At 61.8% G+C, this 16700-nt stretch carries 13 protein-coding genes, 1 tRNA gene and 1 pseudogene; 7 read left to right on the forward strand and 8 right to left on the reverse strand.

The genetic code is table 11. The features are described 5' to 3' along the window. Positions 1 to 28: 28 nt before the first annotated feature. From araD1 to chvE, 4 genes are all read right to left on the reverse strand, one after another. Positions 29 to 1024 (reverse strand): AraD1 family protein, encoded by a 996-nt coding sequence (gene araD1, locus J2J99_RS16545; RefSeq protein ID WP_168298464.1) that lies wholly within the window; start codon positions 1022 to 1024, stop codon positions 29 to 31. A gap of 115 nt (positions 1025 to 1139) precedes the next feature. Next, complete coding sequence (gene mmsB / locus J2J99_RS16550) at positions 1140 to 2351, reverse strand: multiple monosaccharide ABC transporter permease (RefSeq protein ID WP_168298462.1); 1212 nt, start codon at positions 2349 to 2351, stop codon at positions 1140 to 1142. Continuing rightward, positions 2348 to 3886, reverse strand: a complete 1539-nt coding sequence (gene mmsA, locus J2J99_RS16555; protein ID WP_168298460.1) for a multiple monosaccharide ABC transporter ATP-binding protein — start codon at positions 3884 to 3886, stop codon at positions 2348 to 2350. Before mmsA ends, mmsB begins: the two co-directional genes overlap by 4 nt. Before the next feature lie 96 nt (positions 3887 to 3982). Beyond that, the gene (chvE, locus tag J2J99_RS16560) at positions 3983 to 5047 is read right to left on the reverse strand and encodes a multiple monosaccharide ABC transporter substrate-binding protein (protein ID WP_004668889.1); all 1065 of its coding nucleotides are present in this window, start codon (positions 5045 to 5047) and stop codon (positions 3983 to 3985) included. A 271-nt stretch (positions 5048 to 5318) separates the two neighbouring features. Here chvE and J2J99_RS16565 point away from each other — a divergent pair, with 271 nt between their 5' ends. After that, positions 5319 to 6323: a LysR family transcriptional regulator gene (locus tag J2J99_RS16565; protein ID WP_168298459.1), complete on the forward strand. Its 1005-nt coding sequence runs from the start codon at positions 5319 to 5321 to the stop codon at positions 6321 to 6323. Between the two features lie 151 nt (positions 6324 to 6474). Continuing rightward, positions 6475 to 6945, forward strand: coding sequence for a hypothetical protein (locus J2J99_RS16570; RefSeq protein WP_168298457.1), 471 nt, complete (start codon positions 6475 to 6477; stop codon positions 6943 to 6945). Here the strand turns inward: J2J99_RS16570 and J2J99_RS16575 are convergent, their stop codons facing one another. Continuing rightward, a complete protein-coding gene (locus J2J99_RS16575; protein WP_168298500.1) occupies positions 6946 to 7230 on the reverse strand; it encodes a hypothetical protein in 285 nt (94 codons plus the stop codon). Positions 7231 to 7428: 198 nt separating this feature from the next. On the opposite strand from J2J99_RS16575, the gene iolG reads away from it, so the two are divergent. Beyond that, positions 7429 to 8421 carry an inositol 2-dehydrogenase gene (iolG, locus tag J2J99_RS16580; RefSeq protein WP_168298455.1) on the forward strand — a complete coding sequence of 331 codons (993 nt, stop codon included), beginning with the start codon at positions 7429 to 7431 and terminating at the stop codon, positions 8419 to 8421. A 794-nt stretch (positions 8422 to 9215) separates the two neighbouring features. On the opposite strand, the gene J2J99_RS16585 is transcribed toward iolG, so the two are convergent. Then, a complete protein-coding gene (locus tag J2J99_RS16585) occupies positions 9216 to 10439 on the reverse strand; it encodes an ROK family transcriptional regulator (protein WP_168298453.1) in 1224 nt (407 codons plus the stop codon). A 227-nt stretch (positions 10440 to 10666) separates the two neighbouring features. On the opposite strand from J2J99_RS16585, the gene xylF reads away from it, so the two are divergent. The 4 genes from xylF (at position 10667) to J2J99_RS16605 (ending at position 14358) form a co-directional block, all read left to right on the forward strand. Next, positions 10667 to 11707 (forward strand): D-xylose ABC transporter substrate-binding protein, encoded by a 1041-nt coding sequence (xylF, locus tag J2J99_RS16590; protein ID WP_003581351.1) that lies wholly within the window; start codon positions 10667 to 10669, stop codon positions 11705 to 11707. A gap of 261 nt (positions 11708 to 11968) precedes the next feature. After that, positions 11969 to 13282 (forward strand): sugar ABC transporter permease, encoded by a 1314-nt coding sequence (locus J2J99_RS16595; RefSeq protein WP_168298451.1) that lies wholly within the window; start codon positions 11969 to 11971, stop codon positions 13280 to 13282. Positions 13283 to 13296: 14 nt separating this feature from the next. After that, a complete protein-coding gene (locus J2J99_RS16600; protein ID WP_012484836.1) occupies positions 13297 to 14079 on the forward strand; it encodes an ATP-binding cassette domain-containing protein in 783 nt (260 codons plus the stop codon). Positions 14080 to 14281: 202 nt separating this feature from the next. Next, a tRNA-Arg gene (locus tag J2J99_RS16605) sits at positions 14282 to 14358 on the forward strand. 146 nt (positions 14359 to 14504) lie between these two features. Here J2J99_RS16605 and J2J99_RS16610 read toward each other — a convergent pair. Together J2J99_RS16610 and J2J99_RS16615 are read right to left on the reverse strand one after the other, a co-directional pair. Beyond that, the gene (locus tag J2J99_RS16610; RefSeq protein WP_168298449.1) at positions 14505 to 16103 is read right to left on the reverse strand and encodes an MFS transporter; all 1599 of its coding nucleotides are present in this window, start codon (positions 16101 to 16103) and stop codon (positions 14505 to 14507) included. Further along, positions 16100 to 16545, reverse strand: a pseudogene (locus J2J99_RS16615) (DoxX family protein). The gene J2J99_RS16610 and the pseudogene J2J99_RS16615 overlap by 4 nt, the downstream one beginning before the upstream one ends. Positions 16546 to 16700 lie beyond the last annotated feature (155 nt).

Genomic DNA, 16700 nt, shown 5'->3' on the forward strand with positions numbered 1-16700 from the left:
GGCCGCCGAGTGCGGCCAGGTCTTGAAATCAGAGCTGCCTGACGGCGATCTCTTCTTCGGCGGCCACCTTCAGCGGATTCCGGAGTGGCAGGCCGAATTCGGCGACTTCGATCTCGAAGACGTCACCCTCTTCGGTCTTGACGCCCTCGGCAAAGGACAGGGTCGCCGTGCCGAACATATGGACATGCACATCGCCCGGAACACGGAACAGGCCGTATTTGAAATGGTGATATTCCAGATTGGCGAAGGTGTGCGACATGTTCGCCTCGCCCGACAGGAAGGGCTTCTCGAAGATCACCTTGTCGCCGCGTTTGATGCGCGAGATGCCGCGAATATCCTCCGGTGCCGCGCCGACGCGGATCTCAGGGCCGAAGCTTGCAGGGCGCAGCTTCGAATGGGCGAGATAAAGATAATTCATACGCTCGGTGACGTGATCGGAAAACTCGTTCGACAGCGCAAAGCCGATGCGGAACGGCGTTCCGTCCTTGGCGATGACGTAAATGCCGGCCATCTCGGGCTCTTCGCCGCCGTCAAGCGCGAAGGAGGGCGAGACGAGCGGCGCGCCGGGGGCAGCCGCGCCATAGCCGTTGCCCTTGTAGAACCACTCGGGCTGCACGCCCTTTTCGCCAGCTTTCGGCTTGCCGTTCTCAAGTCCCATCTTGAACATCTTCATCGAGTCGGTCAGCGTTTCCTCGGCCGCCTCGCTGGTCTTTTTATGCATGCTATCGCGGGTAGCGGCGGAGCCGAGATGGGTGAGACCGGTGCCGGTCAGATGCACGTGGGCGGCATCGGGATGAGTAATCGGCGGCAGGAAACCGCCTTCCGCATAAGCCTTCTCAAGGTCAACGGCGTCGCCGTAACCATGGGCCTCGATAATAGCGGCAAGCGACTTGCCGCCGTCAGCGGCTTCCATCGCCAGCGCATAGACGCTGCCGGCATTCTTGACCGACCTTGCCGCGCCGCCCTGCTCGCGCACGGCGACGATGATCTCTCCGTTGGCACCCTTGATCTGGGAAATAAGCACGACTTCGATCCTTCTCGTTCCGGCGAAGACAGAAAAAGCTCCGCCTGTCCGGCTCCCACGGGAGCCGGAATCCACCATTCATATGACTGCGAATGCCTGGGCTGCGCTTAGGCGCTCAGCCCTTGTTCTTGTTGTAGACGTCGAAGAACACGGCGGCGAGAAGCACCGCACCCTTGACCATCTGCTGCGAGTCGGTGCCGAGACCGTGGATCGACATGCCGTTGTTCATGATGCCCATGATAAGCGCGCCGATCACCGCACCCGTCACCTTGCCGACGCCGCCTTGCGCCGACGCCCCGCCGATGAAGCAGGCGGCGATGACGTCTAGCTCGAGACCGAAACCACCCTTGGCCGTCGCCGAGTTGAGGCGCAGAGCCACGATGAGGCCAGCCAGACCCGCAAGCAGGCCCATATTGGCGAATGTCAGGAAGGTCAGCCGCTCGGTATTGATACCGGAAAGCTTCGTCGCCTTCTCGTTGCCGCCCATGGCGTAGATGCGCCGGCCGATTGTGGTACGGCGGGTAATGAAGGCATAGGCAGCGACGAGGACGAGCATGACGACAAGCACGTTCGGGAAGCCGCGATAGATCGACAGCTGGTAGCCGAGCCCCAGGATGGCAAGCGAGACTATGATGTTCTGGGCAAGGAAGAAGCCCATCGGTTCGACGTCATTGCCATGCTTTTCGTTCGACAGGCGCTTGCGCCAGGCCAGGTAGAAGAGAGTGACGGCGCCGACGACGGTCAGGATGATCGAGGTCGAATTGATGCCGCCCATATCGATGAGGTTGGGCAGGAAGCCGATGCTGATCAGCTGGAACTCCGGCGGGAACGGACCGATGCTGGTCCCGGTGCCCGATGCCGTCATCACGAACAGCGTCAGGCCGCGGAAAACCAGCATGCCGGCGAGCGTGACGATGAAGGACGGAATCTTGTGATAGGCGACGAAATAGCCCTGAACGCCGCCAACGACCGCGCCGAGAGCAAGACACACGACACCCGCCAGGACATAATTGGTGTGCCACTGCACCGTCATCACGCCGGCGATGGCGCCGATGAAGCCGACGACCGAGCCGACGGAAAGGTCGATATGGCCGGCGACGATGACCAGCAGCATGCCGAGCGCCATGATGACGATGAAGGAGTTCTGCAGAATGATGTTGGTCAGATTGAGCGGCCTGAAGAGAACGCCACCGGTCGAGAACTGGAAGAACACCATGATCGCGATGAGTGCGATGAACATGCCGTATTCGCGGATGTTGCCGCGGATATAGTCTCCGATCGAGACGACACGCCCCTGCTCAGCGATGGGTTGATTGATCGGCGTCATTGTTTCTTCTCCCCTGAGCGCATGATAGCGCGCATGATGGTTTCCTGGCTTGCTTCTCCCTTCGGCAATTCAGCGACGATGCGTCCCTCGTTCATCACGTAGATGCGGTCACAAGTGCCAAGCAGTTCCGGCATTTCCGACGAGATCATCAGAACGCCTTTCCCATCGGCGGCAAGCTGGTTGATGATAGTATAGATTTCGTATTTTGCGCCGACATCGATGCCGCGCGTCGGCTCGTCCAGGATCAGGACATCGGGGCCGGAGAACAGCCACTTCGACAGCACCACCTTCTGCTGGTTGCCGCCGGAGAGATTGACCGTCTCCTGGAAGATGCTCGAGGAACGGATACGCAGCTTCGACCGATAATCGGTGGCAACCCGCGATTCCTTGACGCTGTCGATCACCGAGGCATTCGACACCGCCTTCAGATTGACGAGCGTCGTGTTGTGCAGGATCGTGTCGTTGAGCACCAGGCCGAGTTGCTTGCGGTCTTCGGTGACGTAGGCGAGACCGGCGTCGATCGCCTTGCGCACGGTGCTGACGTCGACCGGCCTGCCGTGCATCAGCGCCTCGCCGGAGACCTTGTGGCCATAGGACTTGCCGAACAGGCTCATGGCGAATTCGGTGCGCCCTGCCCCCATCAGCCCGGCGATACCGACAACTTCGCCCTTGCGAACGGTAACGTTGATATTGTGCAGGACCTGACGGTCGCGGTGCTGCTGGTGATAGGCGTTCCAGTTCTTCACTTCGAGAATGGTTTCGCCGATCGGCACCGAACGCGGGGGATAGCGGTCTTCGAGATCGCGACCGACCATGTTGCGGATGATGATGTCTTCGCTGATCTCGTCGGCGTGACAGTCGAGCGTCTTGACGGTCATGCCGTCGCGCAGGACCGTGATCTGGTCGGCGACCTTGCGGATCTCGTTCAGCTTGTGGGAAATGATGATGGAGGTGATGCCCTGCTTGCGGAATTCCATCAGCAGGGTGAGCAGCGCATCGGAATCGCTTTCGTTGAGCGAAGCCGTCGGCTCATCGAGGATGAGCAGCTTGACGCTCTTCGACAGCGCCTTGGCGATCTCGACGAGTTGCTGCTTGCCGACACCGATGTCGGTCACCAGCGTGTTCGGAGATTCGGACAGGCCGACTTTCTTGAGCAGCTGCTTCGTGCGGTTGAAGGTCTCGTCCCAGCTGATGACGCCGCTCTTGGCATTCTCGTTACCGAGGAAGATATTTTCGCCGATCGACAGCAACGGCACGAGCGCCAGTTCCTGGTGGATGATGACGATGCCGATTTCTTCGGAGTCCCTCAGCGCCTTGAAGTGACGCGTCTCGCCTTCATAGACGATGTCGCCGTCATAGCTTCCGGTGGGGTAAACACCCGATAGCACTTTCATCAGGGTCGACTTGCCGGCCCCGTTTTCGCCTACCAATGCGTGAATTTCACCCTTGCGAACCTTCAGGTTCACGTTCTCCAGCGCCTTGACGCCCGGGAACGTCTTGGTGATGCTCCGCATTTCGAGGATGGTATTGTCCATAGTCAAAGTTCCAGCGTCCCCAGCCCGTCGATGGATGGGTAATCATAAAATCGAAGGCCGGAACCCGCAAGCGCAGGCTCCGGCCTCCAGCTTAACTTACTTCAGCTTGTCTTCGGTGTAGTAACCGCTGTCGACGAGGATCTGCTTATAGTTGGTCTTGTCGACGGCAACCGGCTTCAGCAGATAGGACGGAACGACCTTGACGCCGTTGTCGTAGGTCTTGGTGTCGTTGACCTCAGGCTCCTTGCCGGACATGACGGCATCGACCATGGCAACCGTCACCTTGGCGAGTTCGCGGGTGTCCTTGAAGATCGTCGAGTGCTGTTCGCCAGCGATGATCGACTTGACCGACGGGATCTCAGCGTCCTGACCGGTGACGATCGGGAGCGGCTGGGCAGCCGTACCGTAACCAACGCCCTTCAGCGAGGAGATGATGCCGATCGAGAGGCCGTCATAGGGAGACAGGACGGCGTCGACCTTGGCGTCGGTGTAGTTTGCCGAGAGCAGGTTGTCCATGCGGGCCTGCGCCGTCGCCGGATCCCAACGCAGGGTGCCGACCTTGTCCATGCCGGTCTGGCCGGACTTCACGACGAGCTTGCCCGAGTCGATGTAGGGCTGCAGGACGGACATTGCGCCATCATAGAAGAAGAAGGCGTTGTTGTCGTCCGGCGAACCGCCGAAGAGTTCGATGTTGAACGGGCCCTTGCCATCCTTGAGGCCGAGGCCGTCAACGATGGAATTTGCCTGGAGAACGCCGACCTGGAAGTTGTCGAAGGTGGCGTAGTAGTCGACGTTGCCCGAATCGCGGATCAGACGGTCATAAGCGATAACCTTGATGCCGGCATCGTGAGCCTTCTGGAGAACGTCGGAAAGCGTGGTGCCGTCGATCGAAGCGATGACGAGAACCTTGACGCCCTTCGTAACCATGTTTTCGATCTGCGAAAGCTGGTTCGGAATGTCGTCGTCGCCATACTGCAGGTCCGTGCCGTAACCGGCAGCCTGGAGCTGCTTGACGATGTTGTTGCCGTCGTCGATCCAGCGGGCCGAAGCCTTGGTCGGCATAGCAATGCCGACGGTGCCCTTATCCGCGGCCATTGCCGGTGCAACGAACGAAGCGACGCCGAAGGCAGCCGCAGCCATCAATGAGATAATGGATTTCATTTCTCTCTCCCTTGTTAATAGAGCAGCGGACGGAAAACCGCCCGCCCCGAAACTGTGGCAGGTTCCGTATTGGATAGTTACTTCAGATGGTGAGAAACGAAGTAGGTCTCCTCCACGATCTCACACGTGTTGAGTGCCAACCAGCACACGGCGGCAAACTGGTATGGATTCCTATAACTGTCAAATAGAATAAGTGGTAAAGTGCATAACAATTTTGGTATATCGTTAAAAAGTATTACTTTTAATGGAGCGCAGCGGGGAGGCTGCAACCATGACGATCGTTTCAGAGCCAATTTCGATGGATCACGTTGATATCCACAGCGACAGTTTCGGCGATGACAGCCTTTTACGGGCAGGACTTAAGCTGAATCACCTCCGAATGATCGTCGCAATCGAAGATAGCGGACAGATTTCCGCGGCTGCGGAAGTCCTCAACATCTCGCAGCCCGCCGCATCGCGCATGCTGTCCGAAATGGAATCAATCACCAAGACACAGCTCTACGAGCGGGTGGCCCGCGGCGTGGTGCTGACGACCTTCGGCGCGGCGCTTGCGAGACGCGCGCGCAAAATCCTTCTGGAGCTGCGCGAAGCGAGCCGCGAGATCGGTGAATTGAAGAGCGGCAAGGGCGGCTCGGTCTTCATCGGTGCAGTGACGGCGCCGGCCATGAGCCTCGTGGTGCCGGCGATCAACAAGGTGCGCAAAGCCTATCCCGGCATCGAGATCAATATCCAGGTGGAGACCAGCAACGTGCTCGCCCGCGAACTGCTCGCCGCCCGCCACGACTTCATCATCGGCCGCATTCCCGACGACCTCAACCCGCGCCTGTTCGAGGTGACCGAGATCGGCATCGAACGGGCCTGCCTGATTGTGCGCAAGAGCCATCCGCTGCTAAAGCAGAAGGTGAGCAGCCTTGCCGACGTCAGGGATTACGACTGGGTGTTTCAGCCGCCGGGTACGCTCTTGCGCCGGACGATCGAGGACATTTTCCTGTCGCGCGGCGTAGCGCTGCCGGAAAATATCGTCAACACCTCCTCGCTGCTGCTGACCTGCGCCATCGTCTGCGAGACCGATGCGATCGCCCCCGTCGCGATCGACGTCGCCCATTTCCTTGCCAGCCAAGGCGCCAAGGCCTCCGACGTGCGCGTCCTACCGATCGATTTCGAGATCAACGTCAAGCCCTACAGCCTGATCACGGCCAGCGAACGGGCGCTGCCGCCGAGCGCAAGGCTGCTTTATGACATGATCCTGGAGGAAAGCCTGAAGCAGGCGGGATAGGCCCGCAAGCCCGGCGCCATCTTGCCAGGTCCTAATGGGGCCGGAGCAATTCCGGCAAACTGCGCAGCGGTTTTTTGCGCCCGGAAATTGCGTGAAAAAATAGAGCACGTTGGCCGATCGCAGAAGCCGGAATGCTCTCCAGGGAAACGGGATGCTGTTCGGACAATCGGTATTTCAATCAGTGCTCGAGCGCCTGAAGGCGGAGGACCAGACGGCAGAAGATGACGCCGAAGTGCCGGCCGCCCACCGAGTGGCGGGTCTCGGCACCGGCTTTGCCTTCGATGTCATGGAGGGTGTCTCGGTCGCCTCGCAGCGGATCGGCGAAGCCTATTTCGACAATCTGGACCTCGATGCCGCAGAGGGACCCGTGGAAAAACCGCGGCCTCTGCTTCCACCCGAGCCTGTGATGCCGGATCACCTCACCCGCACGACCCCGCAAGAGGTTGCCGGCGAACTGGCGATCTCGGCTGCCGATACGCCGCTGACGCTCGGCGAGAAGCGCCGCGCGTTTGCCCGCGCCAACCACCCCGACGGCGTCGCCCTGCCCTTCCGCGACAATGCGACGAAGCGGATGATGCTCGCCAATCTCCTGATCGACGAAGCGCTGCGGCGATTGCGCTGATTACTCCGCCTGCACGTCCTTCGACGGCTTTTCCGAGGTCGGCGCTGCTGGCTCTTCCTCGTCGTCGGCGTCGGGTGCGACCGCCGGCGCTACGGCCTCAGGCTGGGGATTGAAGGTCCAGAACAGCATATAGAATGCATAAGCGCCCGCGGCGGCCGAAAGCACCGCCCAGAAGGGATCGCCGCCGATGATCTCGATCGTGGCCCAGCCGAAGCAGACGGCAACGATGGCAATCCGCACCCAGAGGCGCCGGTATGCCGGATGGTTCGGATCGATCAGTTGCATCTGTGCCCCGCGGTCGGTTATGTCACGCATGCCCCCGGCATGCGTCGCACAGCCCATGGCCTGTGTCGCGCTTGTCTTTAGTTTGAATCTTGCAAATGTGAAAGAGCCGCGGGCTTGACGCGACGCAGAGAAGATGGAATGAAAATTCCAGTTTTTTGGTAATTCGGTTTATTTGTTCCGAATTCAAGGGAGGTTGAAATGACAGTGAGATTCGGTCTTCTCGGCGCCGGCCGCATCGGCAAGGTTCACGCCAAGGCCGTCAGCGGCGACGCCAATGCGAAGCTGGTTGCGGTCGCGGACGCCTTTCCGCAGCCAGCTGAAGCGATCGCCTCGGCCTATGGCTGCGAAGTCCGCACCATCGAGGCGATCGAGGCCGCCAAGGATATCGACGCCGTCGTCATCTGCACGCCGACGGACACCCATGCCGACCTGATCGAGCGTTTCGCCCGCGCCGGCAAGGCGATTTTCTGCGAAAAGCCGATCGATCTCGACGTCGCCCGCGTCAAGGCCTGCATCAAGGTGGTGGAAGACACCGGTGCCAAGCTGATGGTCGGCTTCAACCGCCGATTCGATCCACATTTCATGGCGGTTCGCAAGGTCATCGATGACGGCAAGATCGGCGATGTCGAGATGGTGACAATCACCTCGCGCGATCCCGGCGCCCCGCCGGTCGATTACATCAAGCGCTCGGGCGGCATCTTCCGCGACATGACCATCCACGATTTCGACATGGCCCGCTTCCTGCTCGGCGAAGAGCCGGTCTCGGTGCTGGCGACCGCCGCCGTGCTTGTCGACAAGGCGATCGGCGAAGCCGGCGATTATGATAGCGTCTCGGTGATCCTGCAGACTGCCTCCGGCAAGCAGGCCGTCATCTCCAACTCCCGCCGCGCCACCTATGGCTACGACCAGCGCATCGAAGTGCATGGCGCAAAGGGCATGGCGGCAGCCGAAAACCAGCGCCCGGTTTCGATCGAGGTGGCCAACGGCGACGGCTACACCCGCCCGCCGCTGCATGATTTTTTCATGACCCGCTACACCGAAGCCTACGCCAACGAGATCGCCGCCTTCATCGCCGCGATCGAAAAGGGCTCGAAGATCTCACCGTCGGGCGCCGATGGTCTCGCTGCGCTGGCGCTCGCCGACGCGGCGGTGCAGTCGGTCAAGGAAGGCAAGCGGATCAAGGTTGGCTGACGGCCCTATCCCGAGCGGCCGCCACGATGAGATGGCCGGGCACACGCCCGGCCGTTTGCGTTTGGGCCTGGTAAAGGCGGCGAGAGCCATACCGTGCACCGGGTACCGCCCGCTCGAAACGCCAACAGCTCGTTTGGCGGCAACACGCCCCAACCTCCGTCATTCCAGGCCTTGAGCCTGTAATCCACAGCCCCCGCGCGTCCGCGCGATGAATTGAACCTATTCGCCCTCGAGGGAGTCTCCCGCGCCGAAGGACTTGGCGCTCAGATTCCTGCGGCGAGCCCAGGAATGAGGAAGCGAGAGAAGATTTGAACTGCCCATGGTCGCTGGAGGATGCGGTGTGGATTCTCGGATCAAGGCCATGCAGGACGGAGGGTGGCCGTGGATTCCAGGCTCAAGGCCTGGAGTGACGGAGAGTGAGGGTTGCGTTTGCGCCAAAGTTGCCGTCGGCGAGGCTAAGGCGTCCCGATTCCCGGTCAAAAGGCGGTGCTATGCCGGTGCCGAAAGCGCCGCCCACAGTCCGCAACATCGACGGCTCGTTTGGCGGCAAGACACCGCCGACCTCCGTCATTCGAGGCCTTGAGCTGGGAGCCAGGGCCGCGGCCAGTCGAGGCGGGCAGTTGTGCAGTGGTTCGGACCTTTGAACGACCCCGCCCCACAAGGAGAGAGGGCCTTATCCGCGGCAGCGCTTCGGCCTGACGCAGCTTCACACAGCATCGCTGGATTCAAAATGCGGCGAGTGCGACACGGTAGCCCCTCCCCTTGTGGCGAGGGGTTGGGGAGGTGTTTTGGCGCTACTCGCCACTCTGAACGCCCGAGACCATGATATCCTGGTCGATGACCGAGAGCGCCCGGTTGAGATGGCCTTCGAAGACGAGGATGGGTTCTTCGGGGACGATGCGGATTTCGGGCATGCCTTCCATGCGCACGATATGCGACTGGCCGAGGCCCTCTTCGATGCCCTGGCGCAGCAGGTCGTAATAGCGGGTGCCGGGGCCGGTGATGGCGATGGGCATGCGTTCGGTGAGGCTGAGCACGCGCGACAGGCCGTTACCGAGCGCCAGGCCCGCCTGGCGAAAGGCGAAGGCGGAGGTTCGGTGGCCCTGGCGGGCCTTGGCGGCGATCTTGTCCAATTCGGCGACGGGGACGAATTTGGCGGGAATCGTATCGAGCGGCACTTCGAAGGCGCTGCGCAGGATGGCGTAGAAACCGGCATAGGCTTCGATGCAGCCGCGCGTGCCGCAGCGACAGAGGCCGCCACCTGCCATGTGCAGCATATGCCCGAAATTCGGCGCCGAAACCTCCTGCCCCGTCTGCCCTCCCCGCCGGACGATGCCGAGGCCGATGCTGTGGCCGAGCGAGAGGGCCGCGAGCGAGCGGAAGTTGGCGCCCTTGACGATCTCCTCGCGCGCGCCGAGTGCTGCGGCGACCAGCAGGGTCTCGTTGTCGAGGATGACCTTGGCTTGCCAGTCGGGTCTCAGCGCCGATTCGAAATCGATCTGGTCGCTGCCGAAGATCGGTGACCAGAGCAGAACCGGCTCGGTGGAAGCGACCAGGCCCTTGCTGCTGATCGAGATCAGCAGCACTTTTTCCTGGGAAATGCGGGAGCGATCGAGAATGCGCGACAGGCCGGCGCGCACGCCTTCGATGAAGTGGGCCGCGCCCGAGGGATCATGCGAGCGCTCCTCGCTGAAGCGGTCGATCAGCTTGCCGGCATAATCCACCAGCGAGTATTGCACCGCATCGGATGAGATGATGACGACGATGAGATATCCGCAATCTCGCCGCTGGCGCAGAAGCACACGCGGCCGGCCGCGGCCGCTGGCCGCCTGCTGCTCGGACTTTTCGATGATCTGGGCGCGTTCCAGATCGGCTGTGATCGCCGAGATGGTGGCCGAGGAAAGGCCGGTGAAATCGGAAATTTCGGTATGGGCGAGCGCGCCGTGGCGGCGTAGCACGGACAGCACGAGCACGCTGTTTCTCTGCCGGACCAGCTCCGTGCTCGACTTGGTCAGCATGAATGCCGCCCTCTTCCCAATGCTTGTTCCGCCCTCGCTTCCACTGCATCGCCGGCCGTCGTTCCGCAAGGAAAATAAGCAGACTTCGCAGTGTTGACAGTTGAAAAAATCTCTGACATCAAATTTCTCGACTGTCGAGAAAATAATCCGAATTTCCTCGACAGGCGTATCGCCGTGGCCGGAGGAAGCATGGGCTGGGCCGGTCGCAACTCACTCGGGAGGACATGATGAAGTCTATTTTGAAATTGATGGCAGGCGCCGCCATCCTCGTTTCCGTGCATACTGCTGCCATGGCTGCCGATCTCGTTGTCGGCGTTTCCTGGTCGAACTTCCAGGAAGAACGCTGGAAGACCGACGAAGCCGCCATCAAGAAGGCTCTGGAAGCCAAGGGCGCCAAGTATATTTCCGCTGACGCGCAGTCCTCGGCCGCCAAGCAGCTGACCGACGTCGAATCGCTGATCTCGCAGGGCGCCAACGCGCTGATTATCCTCGCCCAGGACTCCGACGCCATCGGCCCGGCGATCGAAAAGGCCGCTGCCGAAGGTATCCCGGTCGTCGGCTATGACCGCCTGATCGAAAACCCGGCTGCCTTCTACATCACCTTCGACAACAAGGAAGTCGGCCGCCTGCAGGCCGAGGGCGTCTTCAAGGCGAAGCCGGAAGGCAACTACGTCTTCATCAAGGGCTCGTCCTCCGACCCGAACGCCGACTTCCTGTTCTCGGGCCAGCAGGAAGTGCTGAAGGCTGCGATCGACGCCGGCAAGATCAAGAATGTCGGCGAAGCCTACACCGACGGCTGGCTGCCGGAAAATGCTCAGCGCAACATGGAGCAGTTCCTGACCGCCAACAACAACAAGGTTGACGCCGTCGTCGCCTCCAACGACGGCACGGCCGGCGGCGCAATCGCAGCGCTCGACGCCCAGGGCCTCGCCGGCTCCGTTCCGGTTTCCGGCCAGGACGGCGACAAGGCGGCGCTGAACCGCATCGCGCTCGGCACGCAGACGGTTTCCGTCTGGAAGGACAGCCGCGAACTCGGCAAGCGCGCCGCTGAAATCGCTCTCGACCTCGCCGGCGGCAAGGACATGAGCAAGATCGACGGCGCACAGGCATTCAAGGGCGGCCCGAAGGGTGTGGAAATGCAGTCTGTCTTCCTGAAGCCGCTGGCGATCACCAAGGACAATCTGAACGTCGTCATCGACGCCGGCTGGATTTCCAAGGCTGAAGCCTGCCAGGGCGTCAAGGCCGGCACCGTCGCCGCCTGCAAGTAAGCAGCTCCTGCACTGAACTGCCGGCGCCGCAGCGGAAAGACCGCTGCGGCGCCGGATGCGGACGAGAACTCCAATGATGCAGTTCCTCCGCCTCGCCGCACCAGCGCGGACTTATTCCCTGCCGGAAGGGTGTCGCGACGCCACGCGACCGGTTTCCGGAAGCACCGCGATGGTCAGTTGAAGAACAGATTGATGACGCCGAAGGCAGCCTTTCGCACGCCCGCGCATCCGTCGAAACAAGAATGGGGGAACGGCAAACCCATGGCCGAAATGGTAAAATCCACAACATCAAGCGGGCCGCGAACGGCGGAAGCCAATGCGGTGACCCGCTTCTTCCGCGCCACCGAGATCGACACGCGCCTGCTCGGCATGATCGGCGCGCTCGTCATCATCTGGATCGGTTTCCACATCATCACCGGCGGCCTGTTCCTGACCCCGCGCAATCTCTGGAACCTGTCGGTCCAGACGACCGATATCGCGATCATGACGACGGGCATGGTGCTGATCATCGTCACCCGCAACATCGATCTTTCGGTCGGTTCCGTGCTCGGCCTCTGCGGCATGATCATGGGCGTGACGCAGGCGAAAATCCTGCCGGAATATATCGGCTTCGACAGCCCCTTCACCTGGGTGATCACGCTGCTGATCGGCATCGTTGCCGGCGGGCTGATCGGCACCTTCCAGGGCATGATCATCGCCTTCCTCAACGTTCCCTCCTTCATTGTTACCCTCGGCGGCCTGCTGGTCTGGCGCGGCGCGACCTGGCTCGTCACCAGCGGCCAGACGGTTGCCCCGATGGACCAGACCTTCCGCATCATGGGCGGCGGCGCCGAGGGCTCGATCGGCGCCACCTGGAGCTGGGTCGTCGGCATCGCCGCCTGCCTCTTCGTCATCGCCAGCATCATCGGCTCGCGCCATCAGCGCCGCCGCTTCGGCTTTCCGCGCCGGCCGATCTGGGCGGAATATTTTCTCGCGACGCTCAGCTGCGTGCTGATCCTCGGAGCCGTCTCGATCGCCAACAGCTATTACTGGCCGATCAACATCGCCAAGAAATATGCCGAGACCAACAATATCCCCTGGCCGGAAACCGGCCTGGATATTCCCTACGGCATCGCCGTGCCGGTGCTGATCGCCATCGTCGTCGGCATCATCATGACCTTCATCGCCACCCGCCTGCGCTTCGGCCGCTATGTCTTCGCGATCGGCGGCAACCCGGAGGCCGCCGAGCTCGCCGGCATCAAGACCCGCTGGGTGACGGTGCGCATCTTCGCGCTGATGGGCGTGCTTGCCGCTATCGCGGCGGCGATTTCCACGGCCCGCCTCAACGCCGCGACCAACTCGCAGGGCACGCTCGATGAGCTCTACACCATCGCCGCCGCCGTCATCGGCGGGACGTCGCTGGCGGGTGGCACCGGCACTATCGCCGGGGCCATGCTCGGCGCGCTCGTCATGCAGTCGCTGCAATCGGGCATGGTTCTCGCCCACGTCGACACGCCGCTGCAGAGCGTCGTCGTCGGCACCGTCCTCGTCGTCGCGGTCTGGCTCGACACCGTCTATCGCGCCCGTGCCAAGTGAGAGGAGCCTCAAACATGACTGATCACCGCACTCCCCTCGTGGAACTGAAAAACATCTCGATCTCCTTCGGCGGCATCCACGCCGTGGACAACGCCTCGGTGGATCTCTACCCCGGCGAGGTCGTCGCCCTTCTCGGCCACAACGGCGCCGGCAAGTCGACGCTGATCAAGATCCTCTCCGGCGCCTACAAGCGCGACTCCGGCGAGATCCTGATCAATGGCGAGCCGGCCGACATCCGCAACCCGCGCGACGCCAAGAAATACGGGATCGAGACGATCTACCAGACCCTTGCCGTCGCCGACAATGTCGACGCCGCCGCCAACCTCTATCTGGGACGCGAGCTGAAGACCCGCTGGGGCACGCTCGACGACGTGGCGATGGAAGCCTCGGCGCGCGAAGTGATGGGGCGGCTCAACCCCAACTTCAAGCGCTTCAAGGAGCCGGTGAAGGCGCTGTCGGGCGGCCAGCGGCAATCGGTGGCGATCGCCCGCGCCATCCTCTTCAACGCCCGTATCCTGATCATGGACGAGCCGACGGCAGCCCTCGGCCCGCAGGAGACTGCGCAGGTGGGCGAGCTGATCAAGCAGTTGAAGAAGGAAGGCATCGGCATCTTTCTCATCAGCCACGACATCCACGACGTCTTCGACCTCGCCGACCGCGTTTCGGTGATGAAGAACGGCCAGGTGGTGGGCCACGCCCGCACCGAGGATGTGACCAAGGACGAGGTGCTCGGCATGATCATCCTCGGCAAGGTACCGCCCAAGGCCATCCCCGGCCCCGGCGCCATGCAGATTTGAGTGCTGCAAGGTCATCGAGAACAACACCCGCTCCGCCGCCCGCAAGGCCGGCGGAGTTTTTTGTGGCGCACTCCACAGCTCGACGGAAAAATACCCCGTAAACCGCAAGCATCGGTATTTCTGAGAATTTCACGATTGAAGCCGGCCGCAAGCTAGGCTAAGAACCACCCATCGGACAGGCGATTCAAACCGCCTCAGGCGTGCACCCGTAGCTCAGCTGGATAGAGTGTTGGATTCCGATTCCAAAGGTCACAGGTTCGAATCCTGTCGGGTGCGCCATTTTTTGTAACGCTTGGCATCAGCGCGCACCTGCTTGCCATCAATGTGCACCCTGCCTGATAACAGTGCATACCGATTTCGACTTCATTGCGCGTGCCGGCATAGTGGACTGGGCGGCCGAAGCCGCCGCCGCGCCAGAGTCTTCGTTATGCGGCTCCAGGCCGATTGATCGTCAGGAAGTGACGGACGACAGGTTTCTCGGGACCAACATGGTAGGCCAGCACCTTACCCTGCAGGTCGGCATCGGCATTGGAGACCCGCTTGTGCTGGCGAAGATGTTCAGCCCAGGATTCGACCATGAACCACTCTACGATCTTCTCCGGGGCGGCCGAGTCCTCGGTGACACCCCATCCGTAGGCACCATCGCGGCGGCGCTCCTGGGAAAGATGGTCGAGGGCGTGCAGGAATGCGCTCCGGTGCTGCTTCTCTATCGTGTATTCGATCAGGATGAGAACCGGGCCACGGTCATGAGCAACGGGTTCGGCGACGAGAGGCTCGGGCCAGTGGTTCGACGGCACCAGGTCGGCATCGCCGGCCGGAAGCTTCACGCGATGCATGATGAATCCGGCGATGAGCAGGCCGATGGCCCCGATGATCAAGGTGGACTTGATGCCGACAGCCTCGCCGATCGCACCCCAGCCAAGACTTCCGGCAGTCATCGCACCGTTGAAGACGGTCAGGTAGACGGCAAGACCACGACCGCGCACCCAGTTGGGAAGGACGGACTGCGCCGTGCCGTTGAGCGTTGTCAGGGCGGTGATCCATGCACCACCGAGGAAGAGAAGGACCACGATGGCGACCCACTTCGGTGGAGCGAGAGCAAGGGCTCCCATGACGGCGGCGGTGATCACCGCCGCGCCGAGAAGCAGGCCGTCGGAACTCAAGCGTTGGCGCAGCTTCGGCATCACCAAGGCTCCACCGATCGCGCCTGCGCCGACCGCACCGAGCAGGATACCGTAGAAGCTGGCATCACCACCGAGCAGTTGGCGGGCAAGGAGCGGAAGAAGAGCCCAGACGGCGCTGGCGAAGGCGAAGAAGATCGCGGCGCGCAGCAGGACGACGTGCAGTGGCGTGCTCGAGCGGGTGTAGCGAAGTCCGGCTCGAAAGGCGCCAAAAAAGTTCTCTTGGAGAGCGTCATTGGCGTTCTGGGGGCGCGGCCACCAGACGAGGGCTGCGATCACCACGAGGTAGCTGGCAACGTCCGCGCCATAGGTGATCCCCGCGCCAAAGGCTGCGAGAAGCAGGCCGCCCGCAGCAGGGCCGATGGAGCGAGCGATGTTGATACCGAGCGAGTTCAGCGCCACCGCGCTCTTTACGTCCTCGCGCTTCACCAATTCCGGAACGATCGCCTGCCAGGTCGGCCCCATTAGCGCTGCCCCAATACCGCCGAGGAAGGTCAACCCGATCAGAGCGCTGACCGAGAGCATGCCCGTCTGCGAGAGGAGCATCAGCGAAATGCTGACGGAGGCCAGTAGCACCTGGACAGCGATCAGGAACTTGCGGCGATCGAGGATGTCGGTGAGAACGCCTGCCGGGATGGCAAGCAGGAAAATCGGCAGGGTTCCGGCCGCCTGAACCATGGCGACTGCGGCGGGCGATGCGGACAGATCCGTCATCAGCCAGGAACTGGCGACGTCGCGCATGAAACTTCCGGTGTTGCCAAGGACGGTGGCGGTCCACAGAACAGCGAAGACTGGCTGTGCGAGGGGCGTGAAGGTTCCCCCGGATGATTTTGCGGCGCTCATTTGCCTACTCCCTTGGTGAGGTCTCAAATGCTGCAACGAAGACGAATGCGCCTGCGAGGCCCAGGTGCTCGAAGAAGGCGTTGGTCGCCATCATGCGATCCATGCCCGGGGCCATTTCCCAGAAGCGGAGAGCGATGAAGGTCGCGAGAAGTGTGAAGCCCGCCAGCGCCAGGGCGCCTGCCCAACGCAGGAAGCCCGAGACCACCATGGCTGAAGCCGCAAGTTCGAACGCGATGACGGCAACGGCGAAGAAGGCGGCTGGTTGGAGACCGAAGTGGTCCATTTCGGCCAGTGCGCTGTTGAAATCGAAGATCTTGGCGAGCGGGCCCTGGATGTAGGCGGCGCAGAGCGCAAGCAGCGACACAGTTCGCGTGACCGGAGAAGCAACGATGCGTGCCAGACTGCTCCGGACTGGATTCGACACATGGGATTGGTGGCTCATATCTGCTCCTGCATGTTCGCCGATCTGATCGAGCGGCTGCGTTTGATGGAGCGATATTGGCTAGCTACCGTCTTACCAACAATTGCAGCAATTGTTTCGATTTAATTGCGGTTCTTGAAATTATCCGCCAGGTCGCTCGGGCGGCGGCTGGCCGC

This window comes from Rhizobium binae (assembly GCF_017357225.1).
In the GTDB taxonomy this organism is placed as follows: Bacteria; Pseudomonadota; Alphaproteobacteria; order Rhizobiales; family Rhizobiaceae; genus Rhizobium; species Rhizobium binae.